The sequence below is a fragment of the Pseudomonas sp. MPB23 genome (genome assembly GCF_046605395.1).
Classification (GTDB): domain Bacteria; phylum Pseudomonadota; class Gammaproteobacteria; order Pseudomonadales; family Pseudomonadaceae; genus Aquipseudomonas.
This window is the reverse complement of record NZ_CP176771.1, coordinates 3,817,322-3,842,092: the sequence shown is the minus strand read 5'-3', so window position 1 is coordinate 3,842,092 and position 24,771 is coordinate 3,817,322. Positions and strand designations below refer to the sequence as shown.

Annotated in this window: 13 protein-coding genes and 1 pseudogene; 10 read left to right on the top strand and 4 right to left on the bottom strand. The window is 63.3% G+C overall.

From position 1 onward, the window contains the following. Positions 1 to 20 precede the first annotated feature (20 nt). The gene (locus tag ACLH0J_RS17445) at positions 21 to 1,088 is read left to right on the top strand and encodes a branched-chain amino acid ABC transporter permease (RefSeq protein WP_411388305.1); all 1,068 of its coding nucleotides are present in this window, start codon (positions 21 to 23) and stop codon (positions 1,086 to 1,088) included. A 59-nt stretch (positions 1,089 to 1,147) separates the two neighbouring features. Continuing rightward, positions 1,148 to 2,479, top strand: a complete 1,332-nt coding sequence (locus ACLH0J_RS17440) for an ABC transporter substrate-binding protein (RefSeq protein WP_411388304.1) — start codon at positions 1,148 to 1,150, stop codon at positions 2,477 to 2,479. A gap of 2,006 nt (positions 2,480 to 4,485) precedes the next feature. Here ACLH0J_RS17440 and nirD read toward each other — a convergent pair. Then, complete coding sequence (gene nirD, locus ACLH0J_RS17435; RefSeq protein ID WP_411388303.1) at positions 4,486 to 4,848, bottom strand: nitrite reductase small subunit NirD; 363 nt, start codon at positions 4,846 to 4,848, stop codon at positions 4,486 to 4,488. Beyond that, positions 4,848 to 7,409 carry a nitrite reductase large subunit NirB gene (gene nirB, locus ACLH0J_RS17430; RefSeq protein WP_411388302.1) on the bottom strand — a complete coding sequence of 854 codons (2,562 nt, stop codon included), beginning with the start codon at positions 7,407 to 7,409 and terminating at the stop codon, positions 4,848 to 4,850. Before nirB ends, nirD begins: the two co-directional genes overlap by 1 nt. A 564-nt stretch (positions 7,410 to 7,973) precedes the next feature. Here nirB and ACLH0J_RS17425 point away from each other — a divergent pair. The 4 genes and pseudogenes from ACLH0J_RS17425 (at position 7,974) to ACLH0J_RS17410 (ending at position 15,096) form a co-directional block, all read left to right on the top strand. After that, on the top strand, positions 7,974 to 11,978 hold the full coding sequence (locus ACLH0J_RS17425; protein WP_411388301.1) for a molybdopterin-dependent oxidoreductase: 4,005 nt from the start codon (positions 7,974 to 7,976) through the stop codon (positions 11,976 to 11,978). Beyond that, positions 11,968 to 13,215 (top strand): annotated as a pseudogene (locus ACLH0J_RS17420) (cache domain-containing protein); the annotation flags it as partial. The gene ACLH0J_RS17425 and the pseudogene ACLH0J_RS17420, both read left to right, overlap by 11 nt. 87 nt (positions 13,216 to 13,302) lie before the next feature. After that, positions 13,303 to 14,070, top strand: coding sequence for a methyl-accepting chemotaxis protein (locus ACLH0J_RS17415; protein WP_411392849.1), 768 nt, complete (start codon positions 13,303 to 13,305; stop codon positions 14,068 to 14,070). 105 nt (positions 14,071 to 14,175) lie between these two features. Then, positions 14,176 to 15,096, top strand: a complete 921-nt coding sequence (locus ACLH0J_RS17410; protein WP_411388300.1) for a GNAT family N-acetyltransferase — start codon at positions 14,176 to 14,178, stop codon at positions 15,094 to 15,096. A gap of 34 nt (positions 15,097 to 15,130) precedes the next feature. Here ACLH0J_RS17410 and ACLH0J_RS17405 read toward each other — a convergent pair whose 3' ends face one another. Beyond that, positions 15,131 to 16,534 (bottom strand): MFS transporter, encoded by a 1,404-nt coding sequence (locus tag ACLH0J_RS17405; protein WP_411388299.1) that lies wholly within the window; start codon positions 16,532 to 16,534, stop codon positions 15,131 to 15,133. A 382-nt stretch (positions 16,535 to 16,916) separates the two neighbouring features. Between ACLH0J_RS17405 and ACLH0J_RS17400 the strand changes: the two genes are divergently transcribed. Continuing rightward, positions 16,917 to 19,469, top strand: coding sequence for an EAL domain-containing protein (locus ACLH0J_RS17400; protein ID WP_411388298.1), 2,553 nt, complete (start codon positions 16,917 to 16,919; stop codon positions 19,467 to 19,469). Here ACLH0J_RS17400 and ACLH0J_RS17395 read toward each other — a convergent pair. Continuing rightward, positions 19,466 to 20,308 (bottom strand): AraC family transcriptional regulator, encoded by an 843-nt coding sequence (locus ACLH0J_RS17395; RefSeq protein ID WP_411388297.1) that lies wholly within the window; start codon positions 20,306 to 20,308, stop codon positions 19,466 to 19,468. The genes ACLH0J_RS17400 and ACLH0J_RS17395 overlap by 4 nt on opposite strands. 97 nt (positions 20,309 to 20,405) lie before the next feature. Between ACLH0J_RS17395 and ACLH0J_RS17390 the strand changes: the two genes are divergently transcribed. The 3 genes from ACLH0J_RS17390 to ACLH0J_RS17380 all read left to right on the top strand — a co-directional run bounded on the left by ACLH0J_RS17390 (position 20,406) and on the right by ACLH0J_RS17380 (position 24,743). Further along, entirely contained in the window at positions 20,406 to 21,617 is a 1,212-nt protein-coding gene (locus ACLH0J_RS17390) for an MFS transporter (RefSeq protein WP_411388296.1), read from the top strand. A 109-nt stretch (positions 21,618 to 21,726) separates the two neighbouring features. After that, positions 21,727 to 22,893 (top strand): GGDEF domain-containing protein, encoded by a 1,167-nt coding sequence (locus tag ACLH0J_RS17385; protein WP_411388295.1) that lies wholly within the window; start codon positions 21,727 to 21,729, stop codon positions 22,891 to 22,893. 143 nt (positions 22,894 to 23,036) lie between these two features. Next, the gene (locus ACLH0J_RS17380; protein WP_411388294.1) at positions 23,037 to 24,743 is read left to right on the top strand and encodes an amidase; all 1,707 of its coding nucleotides are present in this window, start codon (positions 23,037 to 23,039) and stop codon (positions 24,741 to 24,743) included. Positions 24,744 to 24,771: the final 28 nt, after the last annotated feature.

Genomic DNA, 24,771 nt, shown 5'->3' with positions numbered 1-24,771 from the left:
GTCCTTGAGGAAATGCCTGCATGCTGTATCAAGAAGTCGGTCAAATCAGTACCTCCTACGCGGCCGAGCGCCGCACCTTCCGTCTGTGCCAGGACCGCATCGCGCTGTGGCTGCTGCTGGGGTTCGCGTTTTTCGCAGTGCCGTGGCTGGGCAATGACTATTGGTTCAGCGCGATTCTGGTGCCGCTGCTGGTGCTGTCCCTGGCGGGGCTGGGGCTCAACCTGCTGACTGGCTATGCCGGGCAATTGTCATTGGGTTCGGCGGCGTTCATGGCAGTGGGCGCGTTTGCCGCCTACAACCTGCAATTGCGCGTCCCCGGCTTGCCGCTGCTGGTGAGCTTCGCCCTGGGCGGGGTGATCGCCGCACTGGTGGCGGTGCTGTTCGGCTTGCCGAGCCTGCGCATCAAGGGCTTTTACCTGCTGGTCTCGACCCTGGCCGCGCAGTTCGTGGTGGAGTGGGTCCTCACGCGCTTCAGTTGGTTTACCAACGACAATGCGTCCGGCGTGATCACCTCGCCGCCGTTGCTGATTGCCGGGCTGGATTTCAGCTCGCCGCGCGGCCGTTATGTGTTGACCCTGGCCGTGGTGGCCGCGCTGTTCTGGCTGGGTAAGAACCTGGTGCGCAGCGAGCTGGGGCGCAACTGGATGGCCGTGCGCGACATGGACACCGCCGCCGCCGTGATCGGCATTCGCCTGTTGAAGACCAAGTTGCTGGCCTTTGCGATCAGCGGCTTCTACCTGGGCGTCGCCGGCTCGCTGTGGGCGTTCGCCTACCTGGGCACGGTGGAACCCCACGGCTTTGACTTGAGCCGCTCGTTCCAGGTGCTGTTCATCATCATCATCGGTGGCCTGGGCAGCGTGCTCGGCAATTTTCTGGGGGCCGCATTCATCGTGCTGTTCCCGATCCTGCTGGCCCATCTTTTCGCCCTGCTGCCCACCGGCTTGATGGACGCAGGCCAACTGGAAAACATCCAGAAGATGCTGTTCGGCGCGCTGATCATCACCTTCCTCATCAAAGAACCCCAGGGCCTGGCGCGGCTGTGGCAGCGCTTTCGCCAGCGGGCCAGGGTCTGGCCGCTGCGTTACTGAATCCGTTTTTTCTCACCCCACAACAACCCACCCCCAGCTTTTCCCGAGGAAACGCCTCTATGAAACACCGTACATCGCTGCGCCGCCTGGCACTGGGCCTGGCTTTGATCACCGCCGGGCTCACGGCGAACGTCCAGGCCGCCAACGAACAATACTTCCCATTGCAGAGCTACCGGGTCGGCCCTTATGCGGCCGGCGGCACGGGTTTCTTCGGCGGTTTTATCGACTACCTGCAATACATCAACGCCAAGGGCGGTGTGAACGGCGTCAAGCTGACCTGGAGCGAGTGCGAAACCGAGTACGTGGTGGAAAAAGGCGTCGAGTGCTATGAGCGCCTCAAAGGTGGCCTCAACGGTGCACCGGCCGCCGCCACCAACCCGCTGTCGGTGGGCATCGCCTACGCCACACTGGATCGCTCCACCGCCGACAAGCTGCCGCTGATCACCATCAACCACGGCCGCACCGACTCCACCGACGGCAGCGTGTTCCCCTACGTGTTCCCGTTGCAACTGAACCCGTATTCGGAAGTCTCGGCGATCATCAACTACATCGGCCAACGCGAAGGCGGCGCCGACAAACTCAAGGGCAAGAAAATCGCGGTGCTCTACCACGGCTCGCCGTACGGCAAGGAAACCAACGGCGTGCTGGAAACCCTGGCGAAAAATGCCGGTTTCGAGCTGACCCTGCTCGAAGTGCCGCATCCGGGCAACGAGCAACAGTCCCAGTGGCTGAATATCCGCCGCCTCAAGCCGGACTGGGTGATCCTGCGCGGCTGGGGCGTGATGAACCCGGTGGCGCTTAAATCCGCGCAGAAAGTCGGTTACCCGGCCGATCACATCATCGGCAATATCTGGAGCAACTCGGAAGAAGACGTGGTACCGGCCGGCGCCGCCGCCAAGGGCTTTATCTCGATTACCACGCACCCGTCCGGCACCGACTTCCCGGTGTTGCAAGGCATCAAGCAAAGCGTGGTCGACGCCGGCAAAGGCAACCTGGCCGATCCGAAGCGCTTCGGGACGGTGTACTACAACCTCGGGGTGGTGAACGGCATTCTCAACGTCGAAGCCGTGCGTCTGGCCCAGGAAAAATACGGCAACAAGCCATTGACCGGTGAGCAAGTGCGCTGGGGCTTCGAACACCTGAACCTGGACGATGCACGCTTGCAGGCACTGGGCGCCAAGGGCCTGGTGCAACCGCTGAAACTGTCCTGCGCCGACCACGAAGGCGGCGGCGCCGTGCGCTTCCAGCAGTGGGACGGCCAACACTGGAACCTGATCAGCGATTGGGTACAAGCCGACCGCGCCCTGCTGCGCCCGATCATCGAAGCCTCCGCCGCACAATACGCCAAGGAAAAAGGCATCACCGCGCGCAACTGCAGCCAGGAACAATAACCCTCCCACATTGGTTTTTGTGGGTGGTTCCGAGGAAGCTCAAGACTGGCATGAGCCACTTGCTCAGCCGGCCCAGGCAAACGCGGATCAAAAGGTGGGGGCTTGCTCCCGATTGCACAGTGTCAGTCACCAGCAATCTCGACTGATCCACCGCCATCGGGAGCAAGCCCCCTCCCACACTGGACCTCGGTGAATCGCACCGGACCGGTTCACCTTCACTAAGGTCGCCAGGTAAGCCATTACCGGAATTTCGGCATACAGACCCAAAACCCAAAGCCTGCCCAGGCCAAATGTGGGAGGGGGCTTGCTCCCGATTGCACAGTGTCAGTCACCAGCAATCTCGACTGATCCACCGCCATCGGGAGCAAACCCCCTCCCACACTGGACCTCGGTGAATCGCACCGGACCGGTTCACCTTCACTAAGGTCGCCAGGTAAGCCATTACCGGAATTTCGGCATACAGACCCAAAACCCAAAGCCTGCCCAAGCCAAATGTGGGAGGGGGCTTGCTCCCGATTGCACAGTGTCAGTCACCAACAATCTCGACTGATCCACCGCCATCGGGAGCACGCCCCCTCCCACACTGGACCTCGGTGAATCGCACCGGACTGGTTCACCTTCACTAAGGTCGCCAGGTAAGCCATTACCGGAATTTCGGCATACAGACCCAAAACCCAAAGCCTGCCCAAGCCAAATGTGGGAGGGGGCTTGCTCCCGATTGCACAGTGTCAGTCACCAGCAATCTCGACTGATCCACCGCCATCGGGAGCAAGCCCCTCCCACACTGGACCTCGGTGAATCGCACCGGACTGGTTCACCTTCACTAAGGTCGCCAGGTAAGCCATTACCGGAATTTCGGCATACAGACCCAAAACCCAAAGCCTGCCCAAGCCAAATGTGGAGGGGCTTGCTCCCGATTGCACAGTGTCAGTCACCAGCAATCTCGACTGATCCACCGCCATCGGGAGCAAGCCCCCTCCCACACTGGACCTCGGTGAATCGCACCGGACCGGTTCACCTTCACTAAGGTCGCCAGGTAAGCCATTACCGGAATTTCGGCATACAGACCCAAAACCCAAAGCCTGCCAAGGCCAAATGTGGGAGGGGGCTTGCTCCCGATAGCGGAGTGTCAGTCACCAGCAATCTCGACTGATCCACCGCCATCGGGAGCACGCCCCCTCCCACACTGGACCTCGGTGAATCGCACCGGACTGGTTCACCTTCACTAAGGTCGCCAGGTAAGCCATTACCGGAATTTCGGCATACAGACCCAAAACCCAAAGCCTGCCCAAGCCAAATGTGGGAGGGGGCTTGCTCCCGATTGCACAGTGTCAGTCACCAACAATCTCGACTGATCCACCGCCATCGGGAGCACGCCCCCTCCCACACTGGACCTCGGTGAATCGCACCGGACTGGTTCACCTTCACTAAGGTCGCCAGGTAAGCCATTACCGGAATTTCGGCATACAGACCCAAAACCCAAAGCCTGCCCAAGCCAAATGTGGGAGGGGGCTTGCTCCCGATTGCACAGTGTCAGTCACCAGCAATCTCGACTGATCCACCGCCATCGGGAGCAAGCCCCCTCCCACACTGGACCTCGGTGAATCGCACCGGACCGGTTCACCTTCACTAAGGTCGCCAGGTAAGCCATTACCGGAATTTCGGCATACAGACCCAAAACCCAAAGCCTGCCCAAGCCAAATGTGGGAGGGGGCTTGCTCCCGATTGCACAGTGTCAGTCACCAACAATCTCGACTGATCCACCGCCATCGGGAGCACGCCCCCTCCCACACTGGACCTCGGTGAATCGCACCGGACCGGTTCACCTTCACTAAGGTCGCCAGGTAAGCCATTACCGGAATTTCGGCATACAGACCCAAAACCCAAAGCCTGCCCAAGCCAAATGTGGGAGGGGGCTTGCTCCCGATTGCACAGTGTCAGTCACCAACAATCTCGACTGATCCACCGCCATCGGGAGCAAGCCCCACATCAGCCTCTTCCCCTATTCAGTCCATTGCCAACTCCACCACCCCCCCCTTCAACCGCACCGGCCACACCCGCAGGCGCTGATGCGGTGCCTCCAGGCATTGGCCATCCTCCAGCCGGTAATGCTGCTTGTAGATCGGCGCCGCCACCACCAACTCACCCTTGATACTGGCGACCAGGCCACGCCCGATCACATTCGCGCCGGACTCCGGGTCGTGATTGTCGATGGCGTACAGCGTCTGCTCCTGCGCGCTGGGCAGGTAAAACAGCGCCACTTGCGCGCCGTCGACCCACACCACCACGCCGGAGTTGCGCACCAGGTCGCGCTCGTTGCACACGCTTTTCCAGAGAGCGAGGTTTCGTTGAGTGTTGGACTGGCTCATCAGGCAATCTCCTCGGTGACGGCTATCAGGTTGAGTTCGGCGGCCATGATCGGCCGGCGCTGGCCGCGTTCCTGGACAAAATGGATGTCCGGGTCGGGGCGTTTGTCGTTGACGAAGGTGCGGAAACGCTTGAGTTTTTCCGGGTCCTTGAGGGCGTTGGCCCATTCGCATTCGTAGCGATCGACGATCAATTGCATCTGCGCTTCAAGCTCGGCGCCCAGGCCCAGGCTGTCGTGCAGGATCACGTCCTTGAGGAAATCCAGGCCGCCTTCCAGGCTTTCGCGCCACACCGAGGTGCGTTGCAGCTTGTCGGCGGTGCGGATGTAGAACATCAGGAAGCGGTCGATGTACTGGATCAGCGTGGCGTCATCCAGGTCGGTGGCGAACAGCTCCGCATGGCGCGGACGCATGCCGCCATTGCCGGCGATGTAGAGGTTCCAGCCCTTCTCGGTGGCGATCACGCCGACGTCCTTGCTCTGGGCCTCGGCGCACTCGCGGGTGCAGCCGGACACCGCGAACTTGAGCTTGTGCGGCGAGCGCAGGCCCTTGTAGCGGTCCTCGATCAGCAGCGCCATTTTCACGCTGTCCTGCACGCCGTAGCGGCACCAGGTGCTGCCCACGCAGGACTTCACCGTGCGCGTGGATTTGCCGTAGGCATGCCCGGTCTCGAAGCCGGCCGCGATCAGCTCGGCCCAGATGTCCGGCAGCTCGTGCAACTGCGCGCCAAACAGGTCGATGCGCTGGCCGCCGGTGATCTTGGTGTAGAGCTCGTATTTCTTCGCCACTTCGCCGATCACGATGAGCTTGTCGGCCGTGATCTCGCCGCCGGGAATACGCGGCACCACCGAGTAGGTGCCGTTTTTCTGCATGTTGGCCATGAAGGTGTCGTTGGTGTCCTGCAACGGCACCAGGGACGCATCCATGATCGGCTGGTTCCAGCACGACGCCAGGATCGAGCCCACCGCCGGTTTGCACACGTCGCACCCGATGTGGCCACGGCCATGTTTGGCCAACAGTTCTTCGAAGCTGCTCAGCCCTTCCACGCGGACCAGCGCATACAGTTCCTGACGGGTGTAGGCGAAGTGTTCGCACAGGCTTTTGTCGACGCTGACGCCACGGGCCACCAGTTCGTGCTCGAACACCTGCTTGAGCAAGCCGGCGCAGCCGCCGCAACCGGTGCAGGCCTTGGTCTGGCTCTTGAGCCCGCCGAGGTCGCTGCAACCGCCGTCGATGGCCGAGCAGATCGCGCCCTTGGTCACGTTGTGGCATGAGCAGACGGTGGCCGATTCGGGCAAGGCGCCAGGGCCCAGGGTCGGCGCGCCGCTGGACGATGGCAGGATCAGGCTGGCCGGTTCCGACGGCAGCGCGATACGGTTTTGCAGGTACTGCAGCAAGGTGTCGTAGTAGCTGTTATCGCCCACCAACACCGCGCCGATCACGTGCTTGCCGCTGGCGTCCACCACCAGGCGGCGATAGCTGGCCGTGGCCTCGTCGATGAACTGGTAGCTGCGCGCGCCCGGCGTGTGGGCATGGGCATCGCCGATGGAGCCCACGTCCACGCCCAGCAGCTTGAGCTTGGTGGACATGTCGGCGCCGACAAAAGGTTCGGCGGTCTGTTCGCACAACAGCGCAGCGACGCCGCGGGCCATCTGGTAACCCGGCGCGACCAGGCCGAACAGGCTGCCGTTCCAGGACGCGCACTCGCCGATCGCGTAGATGTGCGGGTCGACGCTCCGGCATTCGTCGTTGATCACCACGCCGCCGCGCGGGCCGATCTCCAGGCCGGCCTGGCGGGCCAGGGCGTCCTGGGCGCGGATCCCGGCGGAGAACACGATCAGGTCGGTTTCGAGGAACTCGTCGTTGGCGAAATTCATGCGGTAGCGGTACTGCTCGCCCGCGCTGATCGACTGCGTGGCGCGCGACAGGTGCACGCCGACGCCGAGGCGTTCGATCTGCGCCTTGAGCGCCAGGCCGCCAAAATCATCCAGTTGCACCGGCATCAGGCGCGGCGCGAATTCCACCACATGAGCCTCCAGACCCAGGCTTTTCAGGGCGTTGGCAGCTTCCAGGCCGAGCAGGCCACCGCCGACCACCACACCGCGCCGGGCATTGGCCGCTGCGGCGCGAATCGCGTCGAGGTCCTGCAAGGTGCGATAGACCAGCCGCGAATCGCCTTCGGCGCCGTCGATGGGCGGTACGAACGGGTACGAACCGGTGGCCAGCACCAGCTTGTCATACGCGACGCAGCCTTGGGCGGTGATCACCTCGCAACGCTCGCGGTCGATCTCCAGCACCGGCACTCCCAGGTGCAAGGTCACGCCCGGCGTGTGGTACAGCGCCGCATCGGACAGCGCCAGCGACTCGGCATCGCGGCCAGTGAAGTATTCAGACAGATGCACACGGTCATAGGCACGCATCGGCTCCTCGCTGAACACATGCAGCCGGTAGTGATCCAGCGCACCACGCGCAATCAGTTGCTCCACGCAATGGTGGCCGACCATGCCATTGCCGACGACGATCAAGGTTTTCTTGTCTTTGCTACTGGCGATAGTGGAATTCATATCAAGCACCCGACACAGCTCATCACGGTTGAAAAAAGCAAAAAAAAACGCCTGAAACCTTGCGGTTCCAGGCGTCTTTGCCTGTTCTTATGCGGGGTCGGATCGGGCGACTTCGCCGGATCCACCGCTATTGCCCATGACCTTTTATGGCCTGTCGATCGTCGTTGACCGAGGTGGGTTGCAGATGAGCTTGCAGGCTCTGTGCCAACCCGCCGTCAGGCCCACGGCAGCGGCTTGCGGCCGTTTGAAGCGCGCCAATCACGCCTCCAACTGGTGCGCCCCGCCTCATAAACGCGCACACCCGCTGTAGGAGCGAGCTCGCCCGCGAAAACCCCAAAGACGCCGCATAGCCCCAGGAAGACCGCATTGTCGTTGGCGATTTTCGCGAGCGAGCTCGCGTCTACAGAGGGGGATGGGAAGCTGGCGCGTGACTTGCTAGGAACACCACAAGAGCAGTCAACGCTGATTGCCCATTCACGACAAAGGCGCCGTGCAATCCCCGTTTCCAACGGAGGGTTGCAGGGCGCTTTTTTGTTGGCGGGTAAAAAAGTTCGGGGGTTAGGAATGGCAAACCAAAGCGTACGCAGTGTGTGTCCTTATTGTGGCGTGGGCTGCGGCATCGTCATGCAGGTCGAGCACAACACAGTGGTCAAGGTGATCGGCGACAAGGCCCACCCCACCAACTTCGGCCGCCTGTGCACCAAAGGCACCACCTGCGGGCAAGCCATCGCCGAGTCCGGGCGCATGGAAAATGCCTATGTGCGCGAAAAGCGCGACCACGACCCGGTGCGTATCGCCATGGACCAGGCGATCCGCGACACCGCCAAGCGCCTGCGCCACATCATTGACCGCGACGGCCCGGATGCCGTGGCCTTCTATGTCTCCGGGCAGATGTCGCTGGAGGCCCAATACCTGGTCAACAAACTGGCCAAGGGCTTTGTGCGCACGCCCCACATCGAATCCAACTCGCGCCTGTGCATGGCCAGCGCCGGCAGCGGCTACAAGCTGTCCCTGGGCGCCGACGGGCCGCCGGGCTCCTATGAGGACTTCGACCGCGCCGACCTGTTCTTCGTGATCGGCGCGAACATGGCCGACTGTCACCCGATCCTGTTCCTGCGCATGATGGATCGGGTCAAGGCCGGCGCGAAGCTGATCGTGGTCGATCCCCGGCGCAGCGCCACCGCGGACAAGGCCAATCTGTTCCTGCAGATTTTGCCGGGCACCGACCTGGCCCTGCTCAATGGCCTGCTGCACCTGCTGGTGAAAAACGGTCACACCGACCCAGCGTTCATTGCCGCCTTTACCCAGGGCTGGGACGCCATGCCGGACTTTCTCGAGGACTACCCGCCCCAGCGCGTCGCCGAACTTACGGGCCTGGCCGAAGCGGATATCCGCCAGGCCGCCGACTGGATCGGCCACGCCGCCGAATGGATGAGTTGCTGGACCATGGGCCTCAACCAGAGCACCCATGGCACCTGGAACACCAACGCGCTGTGCAACCTGCACCTGGCCACCGGCGCCATCTGCCGCCCCGGCAGCGGGCCGTTTTCCCTCACCGGCCAGCCCAACGCCATGGGCGGGCGCGAAATGGGCTACATGGGCCCGGGCCTGCCGGGGCAACGCTCGCTGCTGGTGGAGGCCGACCGCGCCTTTATCGAAGACCTCTGGCACCTCCCCGATGGCAGCCTGCCGCGCCAGGCCGGCGACGGCACCGTGGCGATGTTCGAGCAGATGGCCGCCGGGCAGATCAAGGCCTGCTGGATCATCTGCACCAACCCGGTGGCCAGCGTGCCCAATCGCCGCACGGTCATCGACGCCCTGCAAGCCGCCGAACTGGTGATCACCCAGGACGCCTTCCTCGACACCGAGACCAACCGCTACGCCGACATCCTGTTGCCCGGCGCGCTGTGGGCCGAGGCCGAAGGCGTGATGATCAACTCCGAGCGCAACCTGACGCTGATGCAAAAAGCCGTCGAACCGCCCGGCGAGAGCTTGCCCGACTGGCAGATCATCGCCCGGGTCGCCTGCGCCATGGGCTTTGCCGAGGCCTTCACCTATACGTGCGCCGCCGAGGTGTTCGAGGAGATCAAACGCGCCTGGAACCCCCAGACCGGCTACGACATCCGCGGCGCCAGCCACTCGCGCCTGCGCGAACAACCGCTGCAATGGCCCTGCGCATCCGTCGACGCGGCGGACCGCAACCCGATCCGCTACCGCCAGGGCGACACACTCACCTTCCCCACCGACAGCGGCAAAGGCCAGTTCCTGCCGCGCCCGCATATGCCGCCAGCGGAAATGCCCGACGCGGCGTTTCCCTTCGTATTGAACACCGGCCGCGTGCAGCACCAGTGGCACACCCTGACCAAGACCGGCAAGGTCGCCACCCTGAACAAACTCAACCCAGGGCCGTTCGTCGAACTGCACCCCGAAGACGCCGCCCGCCTGGGCATCAAGGACAAAGACGCGGTGCAGATCCGCTCGCCGCGCGGTCATGCGGTGCTGCCCGCCGTGGTCACCGACCGGGTACGTCCCGGCAACTGCTTTGCGCCGTTTCATTGGAACGATGTGTTCGGCCAACACCTGGCGATCAACGCCGTGACCCATGACGCGGTCGACCCGATTTCGCTGCAGCCCGCATTCAAGTTCTGCGCCGTGACCCTGACGCGCGTCGAGTTGATCGACCATCAGTTCCTCGACGTGCCCACCCCTGCGGCCAACGATGCTTCCCCCTTAGCAGAGGACCTCACCTTGTCGCGCCTCGACGCCTTCGCCGACCTCGCCGGCATCCGCCACCTGTCGCCGCCGCCCCTGAGCGACCACGAACGCACCTACCTCGCCGGGTTCCTCAATGGCCTGCAAGCGAGCGCCGCACGCCAGGCCATCGGCGTGCCGAGCATGCCGGCAAATGCACCGCTGACCCAGGATGCACGCTTGTGGCTGGACGGTCTGCTCGGCGGCTTGTTCAACAGCCCGGCGACCACCGCGCCGTCCGCGCCGACCGTCACCCTGCTATGGGCCTCGCAAACCGGCAACGCCGAAGCCCTGGCCGAGCGTTTCGCCCAGCGCCTGCGTGAAGCAGGCATGGCGGTGCACCTGAGCGCCATGGCGGACTTCCCCGCCAGCCAACTGGCGCACACGCAAAACCTGGCGCTGATCAGCAGCACCTTCGGCGACGGCGACCCACCGGACAACGGCGAAGGTTTCTGGCACAGCCTCAGCACCGCCGAGATGCGCCTGGACTCACTGCGCTTCGCCGTGCTGGCCCTGGGCGATCCGAATTACGACCAGTTCTGCCGGCACGGCAAGCGACTCGACCAACGCCTGCTTGAACTGGGCGCCACCCGCCTGCTGGAGCGCGTCGACTGCGACACCGAATTCGAAGCGCGCGCCGATGCGTGGCTGACGCAGTTCCTGCACAGCCTCAACCCGGCCAAACCCGTCATACCCGCCTCGCCCGCCACCCCCGCTGGCAAAACCAAGCTGCATGCCTCACGGCTGCTGCTCAATCGGCACTTGAACCCGCAAAGCCGGCACAAGGAAACCCGCCAATTCGCCCTGGACCTGGCCGAATCGGGGCTGAGCTACGAGGCCGGCGATGCCCTCGGCGTGCGACCGCGCAACTGCCCTGAACTGGTCGACGAACTGCTCGACCTGGTCCGCCTGGACGCCAATACCTCGGTGAACATCGACACTTTCGGTGATATGCCACTGCAACAGGCACTGACCCAGCATTTCGAAATCGCCCGGCCCAGCAGCGACACCCTGGGGTTTATCGCCGAGCGCAGTGCCAATCCCGGCCTTAAGCAGTTGCTCGAACCCGAGCGCAAAGCCGAACTCCAGGACTGGCTGTGGGGCCGGCAACTGGCCGATATCCTTCAGGCGTACCCTATCGAGTGCTCGGCGGACGACCTGCTCGGCACCCTCAAGCGCCTGCAACCGCGCCTGTATTCGATCGCTTCCAGTGCCAAGGCCTGCCCCCATGAAGTCCATCTCACCGTGGCTGCCGTGCGCTATGGCAAGCGCAAGGGCGTGTCGTCGACCTTCCTCGCCGACCGCGCCAGCGACGGCGAAGTACCGGTGTTCGTGCAGCCGTCCAAGCACTTCCGCACGCCCGCCGACGGCACGCAGCCAATGATCATGATCGGCCCCGGCACCGGCGTGGCGCCATTCCGCGCGTTTCTGCAGGAGCGCCGGGCCCTGGGGCATGCCGGGCGCAACTGGCTGTTCTTTGGCGAACAACACGCCGCCAGCGACTTCTATTACCAGGACGAACTGCAAGGCATGCAGCGCGACGGCCTGCTCACCCACCTGAGCCTGGCGTTTTCCCGCGACCAGGCGCAGAAGGTCTACGTGCAGGACCGCATCCGCGAACAGGGCGCCGAACTGTGGCGCTGGTTGCAGGACGGCGCGAAGGTGTACATCTGCGGCGATGCCAGCCATATGGCCAAGGACGTCGACCAGGCCCTGCGTCAGGTCGCGCAAAGCCACGGCGGGCTTGGCGTGGACGACGCCACCGAGTACTGGCGCCAGTTGAGCGAACAGAAGCGTTATCTGCGTGATGTGTATTGATTGGATACAGAACAATCAGCACTTTGTATTGTGTACAAAAAACCCTAAAGATTTGCCGAAGACAAGCCGAAACAGCAGTGATAGCAAATCGCCGAGCCCTCGATTCCGGTCCGCGGCGATTTGGCCGCCCTCCACGCTGATGGTCGTCTCGATGAAAATAAAAAATAAGCTTGTACTGGCGTTTGTCTCGGTCGCGTTTATCCCCGTTAGCCTGGTGGCCGTGATTTCCGTGATGAACACACGGACCCAGGCGGTCGATCAGTTCATCGACGGCAGCACCCGGGAAATCCGCCAGATCGATGGCAACATCCGCCAGTTCTTCGACGGCACACAGCAAAACGTCGATCAAATGGCCACCGATCCTGTATACACGTCGATCAACACGCTGAAGAACTACCAGCCTGCCGACGCGGCCAGCCAGCCGATGCCGGCGGCCGCGCAAGCGATCATCGACCGCTTCGCCCGCTTTGGCGCCACCCACCCGGCGGCGGCGATCCTGTCCATTGGCCTGGAGGACGGCACCTACGTCAAATGGCCGGATGACCCGCAACTGGCCAAATACGACCCACGCGCACGCCCCTGGTACAAAGCGGCGCTGGCCAGCCCCGGCAAGACCGTGCGCACCCCGGCTTACTATTACGACAAGGACGACGTGGCCCTGGTGGGCACCGCGCGGGCCTTGCTGGATACCCGCGGTAAGCCCAAGGGCGTGTTCGTGGTCAGCGTCTCGCTGAAGAACCTGACCGAACTGGTCAAGAGCATCAAGCTCGGCGAAAGCGGCTACGTGATGCTGATCGAAGACGGCGTGGTGCTGGTGGACCCGCGCGATGCCGCCCACAGCTTCAAGCCGCTCAAGGACTTGGGCGCGCCCTATGCGCACCTGGCCGACACGCCCCAGGGTTCCACCGAGGTGGTGATCGACGGCGTGCGCTACATGGCCAACGTGTGGACCTCCCCCGGCCTGGGCTGGCGTTACATCGGGCTGATCGAACAGCGTGAAGTGATGGCCGAAGCCACGCGCATGACCTACCTGACCGCGCTGATCGTCGGCGTACTGGTGGCGATCTTCGGGCTGGTCGCGGCGGCGTTTTCCAAGGTCATCGTCAAGCCCATCGGCCAGGTCAGCAGCGGCTTGCAGTCGATTGCCCAGGGCGAAGGCGACCTGCGCCATGAACTGCAAGTGCAGGGCAAGGACGAAACCGCCGAACTGGCCGGCTGGTTCAACCAGTTTCTCGCGGCCATCCGCCAACTGATCCAGCATATCGGCGCGGCCTCGGCCAATTTGCACAACGCGTCGAAGGTCAACAGCGAGGTGGCGCACAACATGAACGAAGCCGCCGGACGCCAGCGCGAGGCAGTGGAACTGGTGTCTACCGCGTTCAATGAGATGGTCGCCACCGCCAACGAAGTCGCACGTTCCTGCAGCGGTGCGGCGGAGTCCGCCGAGAACGGACATCGCCGTGTGGCCGAGGGCAAGCAGCAGATCGAAGTCACCACCGACAACGTCAATCGCCTGGGCCGTCGTTTGACCGAGTCGTCCCAGGCCATGGTCGAGCTGGAAGCCGGCAGCCGCAGCATCAACCAGATCCTCGGCACCATCCGCGCGATTGCCGAGCAGACCAACCTGCTGGCGCTCAACGCCGCCATCGAAGCCGCCCGCGCCGGCGACCAGGGCCGCGGTTTCGCCGTGGTCGCCGATGAGGTGCGCGCTCTGGCCAAGCGCACCTCAGACTCCACCGGCGAGATCGAGCAACTGCTCGGCACCCTGGAGAACAAGACCCAGGAAGTCACACAAAAGATGGGCAGTTGCCTGGACCTGTCACGGGCCAGCGTGTCGTCCATCGAAAGCGCGCGGGACAGCTTCGAGGGCATCCAGTTATCGGTCAATGAGATCCGCGACCAGAACCTGCAGATCTCCGCCGCCGCCGAGGAACAACACAGCGTGGCCGAAGAGATCAACCGGCATATCCAGCAGATCTACGACGAGGCCCGCCTGGTGGAAAGCCTGGCCAACTCGGCCCAGGACGATTCAGGGCGGTTGTCGACGTTATCGGATGAATTGAATGGCTTGGTGGGGCGGTTCAAGTCCTGACGACTGCGACGGTGGGCGCAACCGCGACACACCTGATCAACGGATTTGACATGCTTGCCTGAAGCAACAATATTGTTGCCTCAGGCAACCATTCGAGCGTCCGCCATGTCGACCCCCCTGCTTGTCGAGCGCGCCGGCATCGTGCGCGGCTTCAACCGTTTCTACACCCACCAGATCGGCGTGCTGCAGGAACACCTGCTGCACAGCGACTATTCCCTGACTGAAATCCGCGTGCTGTACGAGCTGTCGTCGCGTGGCGACCTGACCGCCGCCGACCTGTGCCAGATGCTCAGCCTGGACGCCGGCTACCTCAGCCGGCTGACCGCTGGCCTGGAAAAAAACGCGCTGATCCAGAAAGTCCGCAGCGCCACCGATGCGCGCGCCGTGCAACTGCACCTCAGCGACCGTGGCCGCGCCGTGCTGGCGCCGCTGGAGCAGCAAACCCAGGACGAAGTCATCGCCCTGCTCGAAAGCCTGCCCGAACCCCAGCAGCGCCAACTCACCGACGCGATGCAACGCATCCAGGCCCTGCTGCAAGGCACCGCGCCCAGTTACCTGCTGCGTGATCCGCAACCGGGCGACATGGGGTTGGTGGTGCAGCAGCAAGCGGCGCTGTATGCGCGTGAATACCAGTGGAACTGGGAGTTCGAGGCGCTGGTGGCGGAGATCGTCGCCAAGTACCTGCGTGAATTCGACCCGACGCGCGAGCGCTGCTGGATCGCCGAGAAGGCGGGCGAAGTGGTGGGCTCAGTGTTTGTCGTGCGCCATGACGACCGCACCGCCAAGCTGCGCATGCTGTATGTCGACGCCAGCGCCAGGGGCCTGGGGATCGGCCAGCGCCTGGTGGACGAATGCCTGCGCTTTGCCCGCCATGCCGGCTACCAGCACATGATGCTGTGGACCATGAGCGCGTTGACCGATGCGCGCAAGCTCTACCAGAAGGCCGGTTTCGCCTTGGTTGAAGCCGAGCCCACGGTCAGTTTCGGCAAGGAACTGGTCAGCGAAACGTGGGCCCGCGATCTGTAGGAAACGGGCTTGGACGCCCCAAGCCCCGTGCCGTTTACAGATCAGTGATTTCCTTGTGGCGCGGCACCAGCGTCTTCATCACGCTCCAGGCCACCAGATAGGCCAGGGCACAGATCGCGAACATGATCATGTAACCGGTGTGAATATCATTGATGGATTTGTAGTAGTCGAACACCCAACCGCCGATCTTGGTCATCACCACACCACCGAGGCCGCCGGCCATGCCACCGATACCGACCACCGAGGCCACGGTTTTCTGCGGGAACATGTCGGACACCGTGGTGAAGATGTTGCACGACCATGCCTGATGCGCCGAGGCGCCCACGCCGATCAGCAGCACCGGCACCCAGAAACTGATGTAGCCCAGCGGTTGCGCCAGTAACACCACCAGCGGGAACAGGGCAATCACCAGCATGGCTTTCATGCGCCCGTCATACGGGGCATCGCCGCGCGCCATGAAGTAGCTGGGGAACCAGCCGCCGCCGATGCTGCCGACCATGGTCATGCTGTACAGCACCGCCAGCGGCATCACGATATCGGCGCCTTTCATGCCGTATTGCGCCGACAGGTAAGTGGGCAGCCAGAACAAGAAGAACCACCACACGCCGTCGGTCATGAACTTGCCGAAGGCAAAGGCCCAGGTCTGGCGATAGGTGAGCAACTTGAACCACGAGACTTTCTTGTCAACCGTGCCCGCCGGCACTGGCGCGAACGGCTGCACCGTCTGGTCGCTGCGGATATACGCCAGCTCGTCGGCCGACAGGCGTTTTTGCTGCTCGGGCCGCTCGTACACCGCCGCCCACACCGCCACCCACACGAAGCCGAGCATGCCGATCACCATAAAGGCCGCTTCCCAGCCCCACAGACCGGCGATCAACGGTACGCAGATCGGCGCCAGGATCGCCCCCACGTTGGCCCCGGAGTTGAAAATGCCGGTGGCCAGGGAGCGTTCTTTCTTGGGGAAATACTCGGCGGTGGCCTTGATCGCAATCGGGAAGTTTCCCGCCTCGCCAATCGCCAGCACCGCGCGGGACAGCATGAAACCCGCGATGGAGACGGGAATTACCGCCAGCCCGATCGCCCCGCTGACCGCCGCAATGCCCGCGCCCATCGGCACCGCAAACGCATGCATGATGGCGCCGGTGGACCAGATGGCGATCGCCACCCCGTAGGCGGCCTTGGTGCCGATCCGGTCGACAAAGCGCCCGGCGAACAGCATGGAAATCGCATACACAAACTGGAACACCGCCGCGATGTTCGCGTAATCGCTGTTGCTCCAGCCAAATTGCGTCGACAGCTGCGGCGCCAGCAGGCTGAGCACCTGGCGATCGAGGTAGTTGACGGTGGTGGCGAAAAACAGCATCGCGCAGATGGTCCAGCGGTAGTTGCCGACCGCCTGGCCAACACGATGGGCACGGATGGGCTCGTTAAGATTCATGGCATCACTTTTTATTTTTGTTAGGTAGGACACATGCAATGTCATATGTCGTCGTACAACTTCGACTTTTATATCGGGCTGCCTATCGGCTGTCAATCTGAAATATTGCGGGTTTACTCGGATGTTATGCAGTTTGGAAAATCATCAGACAGGCTGCGTTGTAGGATGACATGCGCGCATAACCCGATAATGGCATTTCGGCTCGACCCTGCCGGCGATGTTTGCCAAGCACCTGAGCTAAGCGCGCTGGCCAGTGCCTCAACGTCTCGGTATTGATCGCCAGTGTCACCCACAACACCCCCTTCGCCCGGTACTCAGTTTTCCCGATCGCTGCCGATAGCATGGCATCTACTCGACTTGCAGCGATGCCCTGCGAGGAACCATGCCGAACACTCTCGCACCGACCGTCAGCCCTGCCCCCCATCGCTCCAGCCTGTCGCTGGCGCGCACGTCGCTGTTGCAGTGCGTGATCCTGCTCACCTGCGTCTTTGCAGCCGCCGCCTACTCGCTGGTTTACCTGGCCCACGACCTGGACCGCAACGAAGAGCTTGAAAACGCCTTCTACACCCAGAAAGCCATGCAATCGCTGGAAAAATCCCTGCGCCTGACCCTCAAGGATTACGCGTTCTGGAGCGATGCCTACAAACACCTGCACATCAAGGTGGATACGGATTGGGCCTACGCACGTAAAAATTTGGGGCCTATCTTGTATAAGGATTTCGGCTTTCAGGGCGTGTTCGTCGTCAACGACCTCGATCGTACGGTCTATGCAGTGATCGACGGCAAACTGCAGCCGACCGGGCTCCCCGACTGGCTTGGTCAGCCCATCGACGCACTGCTGGCACAGGCACGCGCCGGTGCCGAGACCGAAACGCCGGTCACCACCTTTATGAACGTGGACGGCAGCCCCGTGCTGGTGGCGGCGGCGGCAATAACACCCGGCAGCGACCCAAGCGTCTTGAGCGATGGCCGGCCGGCGTCGGTGTTGTTCTTCATTGACAGACTTGACAGCAAAAAGATCAGCGAAATCGGTAACGACTTTGGCGTGAGTCACCTGCACATCGCCACGCCCGATGAAATCGGCAAGACCCGGCTGTTCGCCCTCGGCGACCACGGCACTGCCGGCAGCCTGCGTTGGCAGCCCGAACGGCCGGGCTTGCGGCTGATGAGTGTCGGCCTGCCCCTGCTGGGCCTGGCCGCGTTGCTGGTGTACCTGATGGCCGGGCTGATTCTGCGGCGAACCAGCGCGGATGCCCTCGCGCTCGATACCACCCACACCTCGTTGCAAGACAGCCAGAAGGCCCTGGCCACCAGCGAAGCGCGCTTTCGCGATGTGGTGGAAGCCAGTTCGGACTGGGTCTGGGAAATCGACACCGATTGGCGCTTCATCTATTTGTCGGAACGCTTTGAAAACGTCACCGGCCTGGCCCGGAAGACCTGGATCGGCGCGGCGATGGGCGACCTGCTGGACACTGAAGCCGGCCTGCTTTCACAGTGGCTGGGTACACCGGGGCGACGCCCGGATGCCAGCATCCAATGTCGCTACATCGACGCCCAGGGCCAGGAACGCACCACACGTCTTTGCGCGCGGGAAATGCCCTGTGGCGGATTTCGCGGCACGGCCACCGACGTCACCGAAGAAGTCGAAGCCCGTCGGCGTATCGAGTTCCTGTCCCAGCATGATGCGCTGACCGGGCTGGCCAATCGCACACGCTTACGGGCCTTTCTGGAGGGCAAACTCAAGACATCGCCGACGATGGAACACCCCTTGGTGATGCTGACCCTGGACCTCGATCGGTTCAAACCAGTGAATGATTTGCTCGGCCATGCGGCGGGCGATCGGGTCCTCAATGAAGTGGCCAACCGCCTGGCCGACTGCGTGCGTCATGGTGATCTGGTGGCCCGCGTCGGCGGCGATGAGTTTGTGTTGATCATCAACGACGCCGACACCCAGGACGACGTCGAGGCGCTGTGCAAGCGCTTGATCGAGTCCATCGAACACGCGATCGGAATCGACGACCAGGAAGTGTTTGTCAGCGCCAGCATTGGCATTGCCCTGGCGCCCAACGATGCCCGCGAGGCCGCCGAGCTGCTGCGCTACGCCGACATTGCGCTGTACGAAGCCAAGGCCGCCGGGCGCAACACCTGGCGTTTTTATTCCGGCGAAATGAATACGCGAATCATCGAGCGCCGCCGCCTGGAGAGCGACCTGCGGTACGGCATCAAGCATGGGGAATTGCGCCTGTACTTCCAACCGCGCTACCGCATCGCCGACGGGCAGATGGTGGGCGCCGAAGCGCTGGTGCGCTGGCAACACCCGGTGCGCGGCCTGATTTCACCGGATACCTTCATCCCGATTGCCGAGGAGTCGGGGCTGATCCTGGCGCTGAGCGACTGGGTGCTCAAAAGCGCCTGCACCTGCGCCGCCCGTTGGCCGGCCGCGTTGTTTGTGTCGGTAAACCTGTCGCCCAGCGAGTTCAAGCGCGGCAACCTGGTGGCCCGCGTAAACCATGCGCTGCAGGCCTCGGGTATCGACCCGGCGCGACTGGAACTGGAAATCACCGAGAGCGTGATGCTCGAAGACACCGTCAGCGCGCTCGACATCATGCACACGCTCAAAGACCTGGGTATCCGTATCGCCATGGATGATTTCGGTACCGGTTATTCCTCCCTGAGCTACCTGCGCGCGTTTCCGTTCGATGGGTTGAAGATCGACCGCAGCTTCCTCAGCCGGTTGGAAGACAGCGAGAATGACAAAACAATCATCCAGGCCATTGTCGGTCTGGGCCACGCCCTGGCGCTGACGGTGACCGCCGAAGGCATCGAAACGGCCGACCAGTTGGCCATGCTCAAGTCGGTCGCCTGCGGCGAGGGCCAGGGCTTCTTTCTCAGCCGGCCACTGGATAGCGATGCCTTCGACAATTTGCTGGGCTAGGCTCCGGCAAACCCGGCGCTACCAAAAAAATGACTCGGCGTCTTGCCGAACTGCTTCTTGAACATGCTGGTAAAAGCACTCGGGCTGTCATAGCCCAGCGCCAGTGCCACATCGATGATTTTCTCGCCCATCGCCATGCGCTCCAGGGCCAGCAACAGCCGCGCCTGCTGGCGCCATTGGCCGAAGGTCATGCCGGTGTCCTTGCGGAACAGGCGCTGGATGGTTTTCTGGTCCAGGGCCAGGCGCTCGCTCCAGTCGGCCACGGTGGAGGCATCGCCCGGCTCGTCTTGCAGGGCCTGGCAGATCCGCCGGATGCGGGTGTCGGCGGGCTGCGGCAGGGACAACGGCAAGGCCGGCAACAGGGCGAGTTCGTCGAGGATCAGGTGCATGATCCGCGCCTCCCGCGAATCCTCGGCGTACGGTGGCTTCAAGCTGACCGAGGCCTTGATCAGCTCGCTGAGCAGCGGTGAAATGCTCACCGCCTTGGTCTGGGCCGGCAGGTTGGGGAAACTGTCAGGGCGGACAAATACACTGCGCATTTTCAGCGCCCCCACGCAGCGCAGGGAATGCACGTGCCCGCTGGGCATCCAGAAGCCGCGATGGGGCGGCACCGTCCACTGGTTCTGCGCCGAATGCACCACCATCACGCCTTCGGTGGCATAGAGCAGTTGATGCTTCTCGTGGCTGTGCGCGGGGATCACCCAGTTTTCCGGGTAGTCGGTGGCCGAACTGATGACGGCCCACTCGCCCTCATCGATCTCCTGCAGAAATTTATCCAGTGACGTGATCATTTCGCCCTTTTTGCGAGAGTTGCCTCCCGAATTACGCGAGACAGGCATTTTTGGCGAATCTAGCATAAACGCCGAAACGATTTGAAACGGGCAGCCGGCTCAAGCACTGGCTGCCTCTATTCACTGCCTTGTATGGACCACTCCCATGACAACCCTGACCGCCACACCGGCCTCAACCGCCAGCCCGCCTCACACAAGCCCGTTGGTCATGCGCGTCCTCGGCGCCTGCGCCCTGGCGCACCTGGTCAATGACCTGATCCAAGCCGTGCTGCCGTCGATCTACCCGATGCTCAAAGCCGATTACGGACTGACCTTCACCCAGGTTGGCCTGATCACCCTGACCTTCCAATTGACCGCCTCGCTACTGCAGCCGTGGATCGGCTACCACACCGATCGCCACCCCAAGCCGTGGCTGCTGCCAGCGGGAATGGTGTGCACGCTGGTCGGCATCCTGATGCTGGCGTTCGTCGGCAACTTCCCGGCGATCCTGCTGGCGTCGGGCCTGGTGGGCGTGGGCTCGTCGACCTTCCACCCGGAAACGTCCCGCGTGGCGCGCCTGGCGTCCGGCGGGCGCTATGGCTTGGCGCAATCGACCTTCCAGGTCGGCGGCAACACCGGCAGCGCTCTGGGCCCATTGCTGGCAGCGGCGATCATCATCCCCTATGGCCAGCGCCATGTGGCCTGGTTCGGGCTGTTTGCGGTGTTCGCGATCCTGGTGCTCTACGGGTTGAGCCGCTGGTACCGCAACCACCTCAACCTGTTCAAGCTCAAGCAAGGCAGCCAGGCCACCCACGGCTTGTCCAAGGGCCGCGTGACCTTTGCCCTGGTGGTGCTGGCGATCCTGGTGTTCTCCAAATACTTCTACATGTCCAGCCTGACCAGCTACTTCACCTTCTACCTGATCGAAAAATTCAACCTGTCGGTGGCCAGTTCCCAGCTGTATCTGTTCCTGTTCCTTGGCGCCGTGGCCGCGGGCACCTTTTTCGGCGGGCCGATCGGCGACCGGATCGGGCGCAAGAAAGTCATCTGGTTCTCGATCCTCGGCGCCGCGCCGTTCACCCTCGCCCTGCCCTACGTCGATCTGTTCTGGACCGCCGTCCTAAGCGTGGTGATCGGCTTTATCCTGGCCTCGGCGTTCTCGGCCATCGTGGTGTTCGCCCAGGAACTGGTGCCGGGCAACGTGGGCATGATCGCCGGGGTGTTCTTTGGCCTGATGTTCGGCTTCAGCGGCATCGGCGCCGCCCTGCTCGGGCTGCTCGCCGATAACCATGGCATCGAGTACGTCTATAAGCTGTGCTCGTTCCTGCCGCTGGTGGGCATCCTGACGATCCTGCTGCCGTCCACCAAAGGCGTCTGATCGGTCGATTCATCGGGTGGCGGTGTGCCGTTCAGCTTTCTGTTCTGAAAAACCTGGGTGTGCGCTTACAATCCGGTTCAAACGCACCCCCAGGCAGCCCCGGCACGACATGACGCTCGACCCTCCTACGATTCTGGCCCTCTCGGTGGCCCTGGCCGCCGCTGCAGCCCTGTACCTGGCGATTGAATGGCGCAGCGTGCGCGAACCGTCGCTGCTGTTCTGGAGCGCCGGTTTCGCCACCATCACCCTCGGATCGACCCTGGCCCTGCTGCGCAGCAGTGGCTTTCTGATGATCGGCATCTGGTTCGCCAACGGCTTGCTGGTGACCGCGCACTTTCTGTTTTTGCTTGGCGTGGCGCGGTTCACCCAGGTGCGCCTGTCGCCGCTGTGGCTACTGATGCTGCTGGTCTGGCTCGGCATGCTGATGCTGCCGGCCGATCTGCCCTGGTCCAAGGCCATGCTGGGCGTGCAGTCACTGCTGGTGGCCTTGCCGACCTTGCACGCCAGTTTGCTGCTGCGGCCCCATGGCAAATCGTTGAGCGTCGGCGCGGTGCAACTGCGTTATGTGCTGCTGATCCACGGCTCGTTCTATGTGGCCAAGGCGCTGTCGGTGCTGATCCCCGGCACTTTGATCGACCTGGCCGCGTTCAAGGGTGAAATCATTCAGATATCCCTGGTGGAAGGCGCCATGGCGATCATGCTGATTGCCTTGTCCATGACCGGCTCCGAACGCTACCGCCGCGAACAACAGATCGCCCGCCTCGCCGCCCGCGACCCACTCACCGCCCTGTACAACCGCCGCGCCCTCGACCTGCGGGCCCCGCGTCTGCTGGCCCAGGTGTCGCCGACGCAACCGGGCGCGTTGCTGCTGATCGACATCGACAACTTCAAGTCGGTCAACGACCTTCACGGCCACACCGCCGGCGACCGCCTGCTGATCGCCTTGAGCGAAATGATCCGTGGCGTGGTGCCCCAGGGCGCGCTGGCGGCGCGGTTGGGCGGCGATGAATTCGTGATCCTGCTCAACCCGGCCTCGACCCAACAGATCGTCGAACTGGGCAGCAGCCTGCGCGAGCAGTTCCAGCAACTGGCCGCGCAGACCTTCGCCACGCCGCAATCGGTCACCCTGAGCATCGGCGCCAACCTGTTCGACCAACCGCCGTCCAGCCTGGCCGTATTGATCGAGCAAGGCGATACCACGCTGTATGAATCCAAGCGAGGTGGGCGCGACAGCATTCGGTTGGTGGATCGAACGGGGGCTGGCTCATATAGCTAGCGTTCGGGCCGGCATCGGTCCGGACACACGCCACCTGGCAGACGATGCGGACCGCGTATGCGGAATATGCGCCGCTGGTTTTGTGAAATATCTCTCCGTAGACTGCGGCCACACACCCAACTGAAGGCGGCGAAGAAAACGTCATGCAAGTTACCGAAGTCTCCATTGCCCAATTGCGCGCGGCGCTTGAATCCGGCCGGACCACGGCCGTTGAGCTGGTCCAGGCTTACCTGGCACGTATCGATGCCTATGACGGTCCGCAGACCGCCACGGCCTTGAACGCCGTGGTGGTGCGCAACCCCGAAGCCTTGCAAGAAGCCGAGGCGTCCGATGCGCGCCGGGCCAGGGGCGAAACCTTGGGGCCACTGGATGGCATTCCCTATACCGCCAAAGACAGTTACCTGGTCAAAGGGCTGACAGCGGCGTCGGGCAGCCCGGCGTTTGCCCGGCTTGTCGCCCAGCGCGATGCCTTCACCATCGAACGGTTGCGGGCCGGTGGTGCGATCTGCCTGGGCAAGACCAATATGCCGCCGATGGCCAATGGCGGCATGCAGCGTGGCGTGTATGGCCGGGCAGAAAGCCCGTATAACGCCGACTACCTGACCGCACCGTTCGCCTCCGGCTCGTCCAACGGTGCCGGCACCGCTACCGCCGCGAGCTTCTGCGCGTTCGGCGTGGCGGAAGAAACCTGGTCCAGCGGCCGAGGCCCGGCGTCCAACAATGGCTTGTGCGCCTACACCCCGTCCCGTGGGGTGATTTCGGTACGTGGCAACTGGCCGTTGACCCCGACCATGGACGTGGTGGTGCCGTACGCGCGCACCATGGCCGACCTGCTGGAAATCCTCGACGTGGTGGTCGCCGACGACCCGGACACCCGCGGCGACCTGTGGCGCCTGCAACCCTGGGTACCGATCCCCAGCGTCGCCTCGGTGCGCCCGGCGTCCTACGCTGAACTGGCTGCCACACCGGCCGCCCTCGCCGGCAAGCGCCTTGGCATACCGCGCATGTACATCAACGCCGACCCGGACGCCGGCACCAGCGAAAAGCCCGGCATCGGCGGCCCGACCGGGCAGAAGATCCACACCCGCGCCAGCGTGATCGACCTGTGGCAAGCCGCACGCCAGGCGCTTGAAGCCGCCGGGGCTGAAGTCGTCGAAGTGGATTTCCCGCTGGTGTCCAACTGTGAAGGCGACCGCCCCGGCGCGCCGACCGTGTTTACCCGCGGCCTGGTGTCCAAGGAGTTCCTCCACGATGAATTGTGGGAACTGTCGGCCTGGGCCTTTGACGATTTCCTGCGCGCCAACAACGATCCGACCCTGAACCGCCTGGCGGATGTGGACGGCCCCAAGATCTTCCCCCATGACCCCGGCACCCTGCCCAACCGTGAAGACGATCTGGCCGCCGGCATGGACGAATACGTGCGCATGGCCCAGCGCGGCATCAAGGCATGGAACGAGATCAGCACCGTCCCCGACGGCCTGCGTGGTCTGGAACAGACCCGCCGGATCGATCTGGAAGACTGGATGGATACGCTGGGGCTCGACGCGGTGCTGTTCCCGACGATGGCCGATGTGGGCCCGGCGGATGCCGACGTGAACGAAACCAGCGCGGATATCGCCTGGAGCAACGGCGTGTGGGTGGCCAACGGCAACCTTGCCATTCGCCACCTGGGCGTGCCCACCGTCACCGTGCCCATGGGTGTGATGGCGGATATCGGCATGCCGGTGGGGCTGACGTTCGCCGGCCGCGCCTATGACGACTCGACGCTGCTGCGCCTGGCCTCGGCGTACGAAGCCACCGGCAGCAAACGCCTGATTCCACCGCGTACACCGGCACTGACACCGCGCTAACACCGCAACGACGGCGAGGGGGCTTGTC

Coding starts and splice junctions, on each gene's coding strand:
- ACLH0J_RS17415 (WP_411392849.1), top strand. CDS start 13,303: ATGAACGAAGCCGCCGGACGCCAGCGCGAGGCAGTGGAACTGGTGTCT.
- ACLH0J_RS17395 (WP_411388297.1), bottom strand. CDS start 20,308: ATGCCTGTCTCGCGTAATTCGGGAGGCAACTCTCGCAAAAAGGGCGAA.
- ACLH0J_RS17385 (WP_411388295.1), top strand. CDS start 21,727: ATGACGCTCGACCCTCCTACGATTCTGGCCCTCTCGGTGGCCCTGGCC.
- ACLH0J_RS17410 (WP_411388300.1), top strand. CDS start 14,176: ATGTCGACCCCCCTGCTTGTCGAGCGCGCCGGCATCGTGCGCGGCTTC.
- ACLH0J_RS17440 (WP_411388304.1), top strand. CDS start 1,148: ATGAAACACCGTACATCGCTGCGCCGCCTGGCACTGGGCCTGGCTTTG.
- nirD (WP_411388303.1), bottom strand. CDS start 4,848: ATGAGCCAGTCCAACACTCAACGAAACCTCGCTCTCTGGAAAAGCGTG.
- ACLH0J_RS17405 (WP_411388299.1), bottom strand. CDS start 16,534: ATGAATCTTAACGAGCCCATCCGTGCCCATCGTGTTGGCCAGGCGGTC.
- ACLH0J_RS17400 (WP_411388298.1), top strand. CDS start 16,917: ATGCCGAACACTCTCGCACCGACCGTCAGCCCTGCCCCCCATCGCTCC.
- ACLH0J_RS17380 (WP_411388294.1), top strand. CDS start 23,037: ATGCAAGTTACCGAAGTCTCCATTGCCCAATTGCGCGCGGCGCTTGAA.
- ACLH0J_RS17390 (WP_411388296.1), top strand. CDS start 20,406: ATGACAACCCTGACCGCCACACCGGCCTCAACCGCCAGCCCGCCTCAC.
- ACLH0J_RS17425 (WP_411388301.1), top strand. CDS start 7,974: ATGGCAAACCAAAGCGTACGCAGTGTGTGTCCTTATTGTGGCGTGGGC.
- nirB (WP_411388302.1), bottom strand. CDS start 7,409: ATGAATTCCACTATCGCCAGTAGCAAAGACAAGAAAACCTTGATCGTC.
- ACLH0J_RS17445 (WP_411388305.1), top strand. CDS start 21: ATGCTGTATCAAGAAGTCGGTCAAATCAGTACCTCCTACGCGGCCGAG.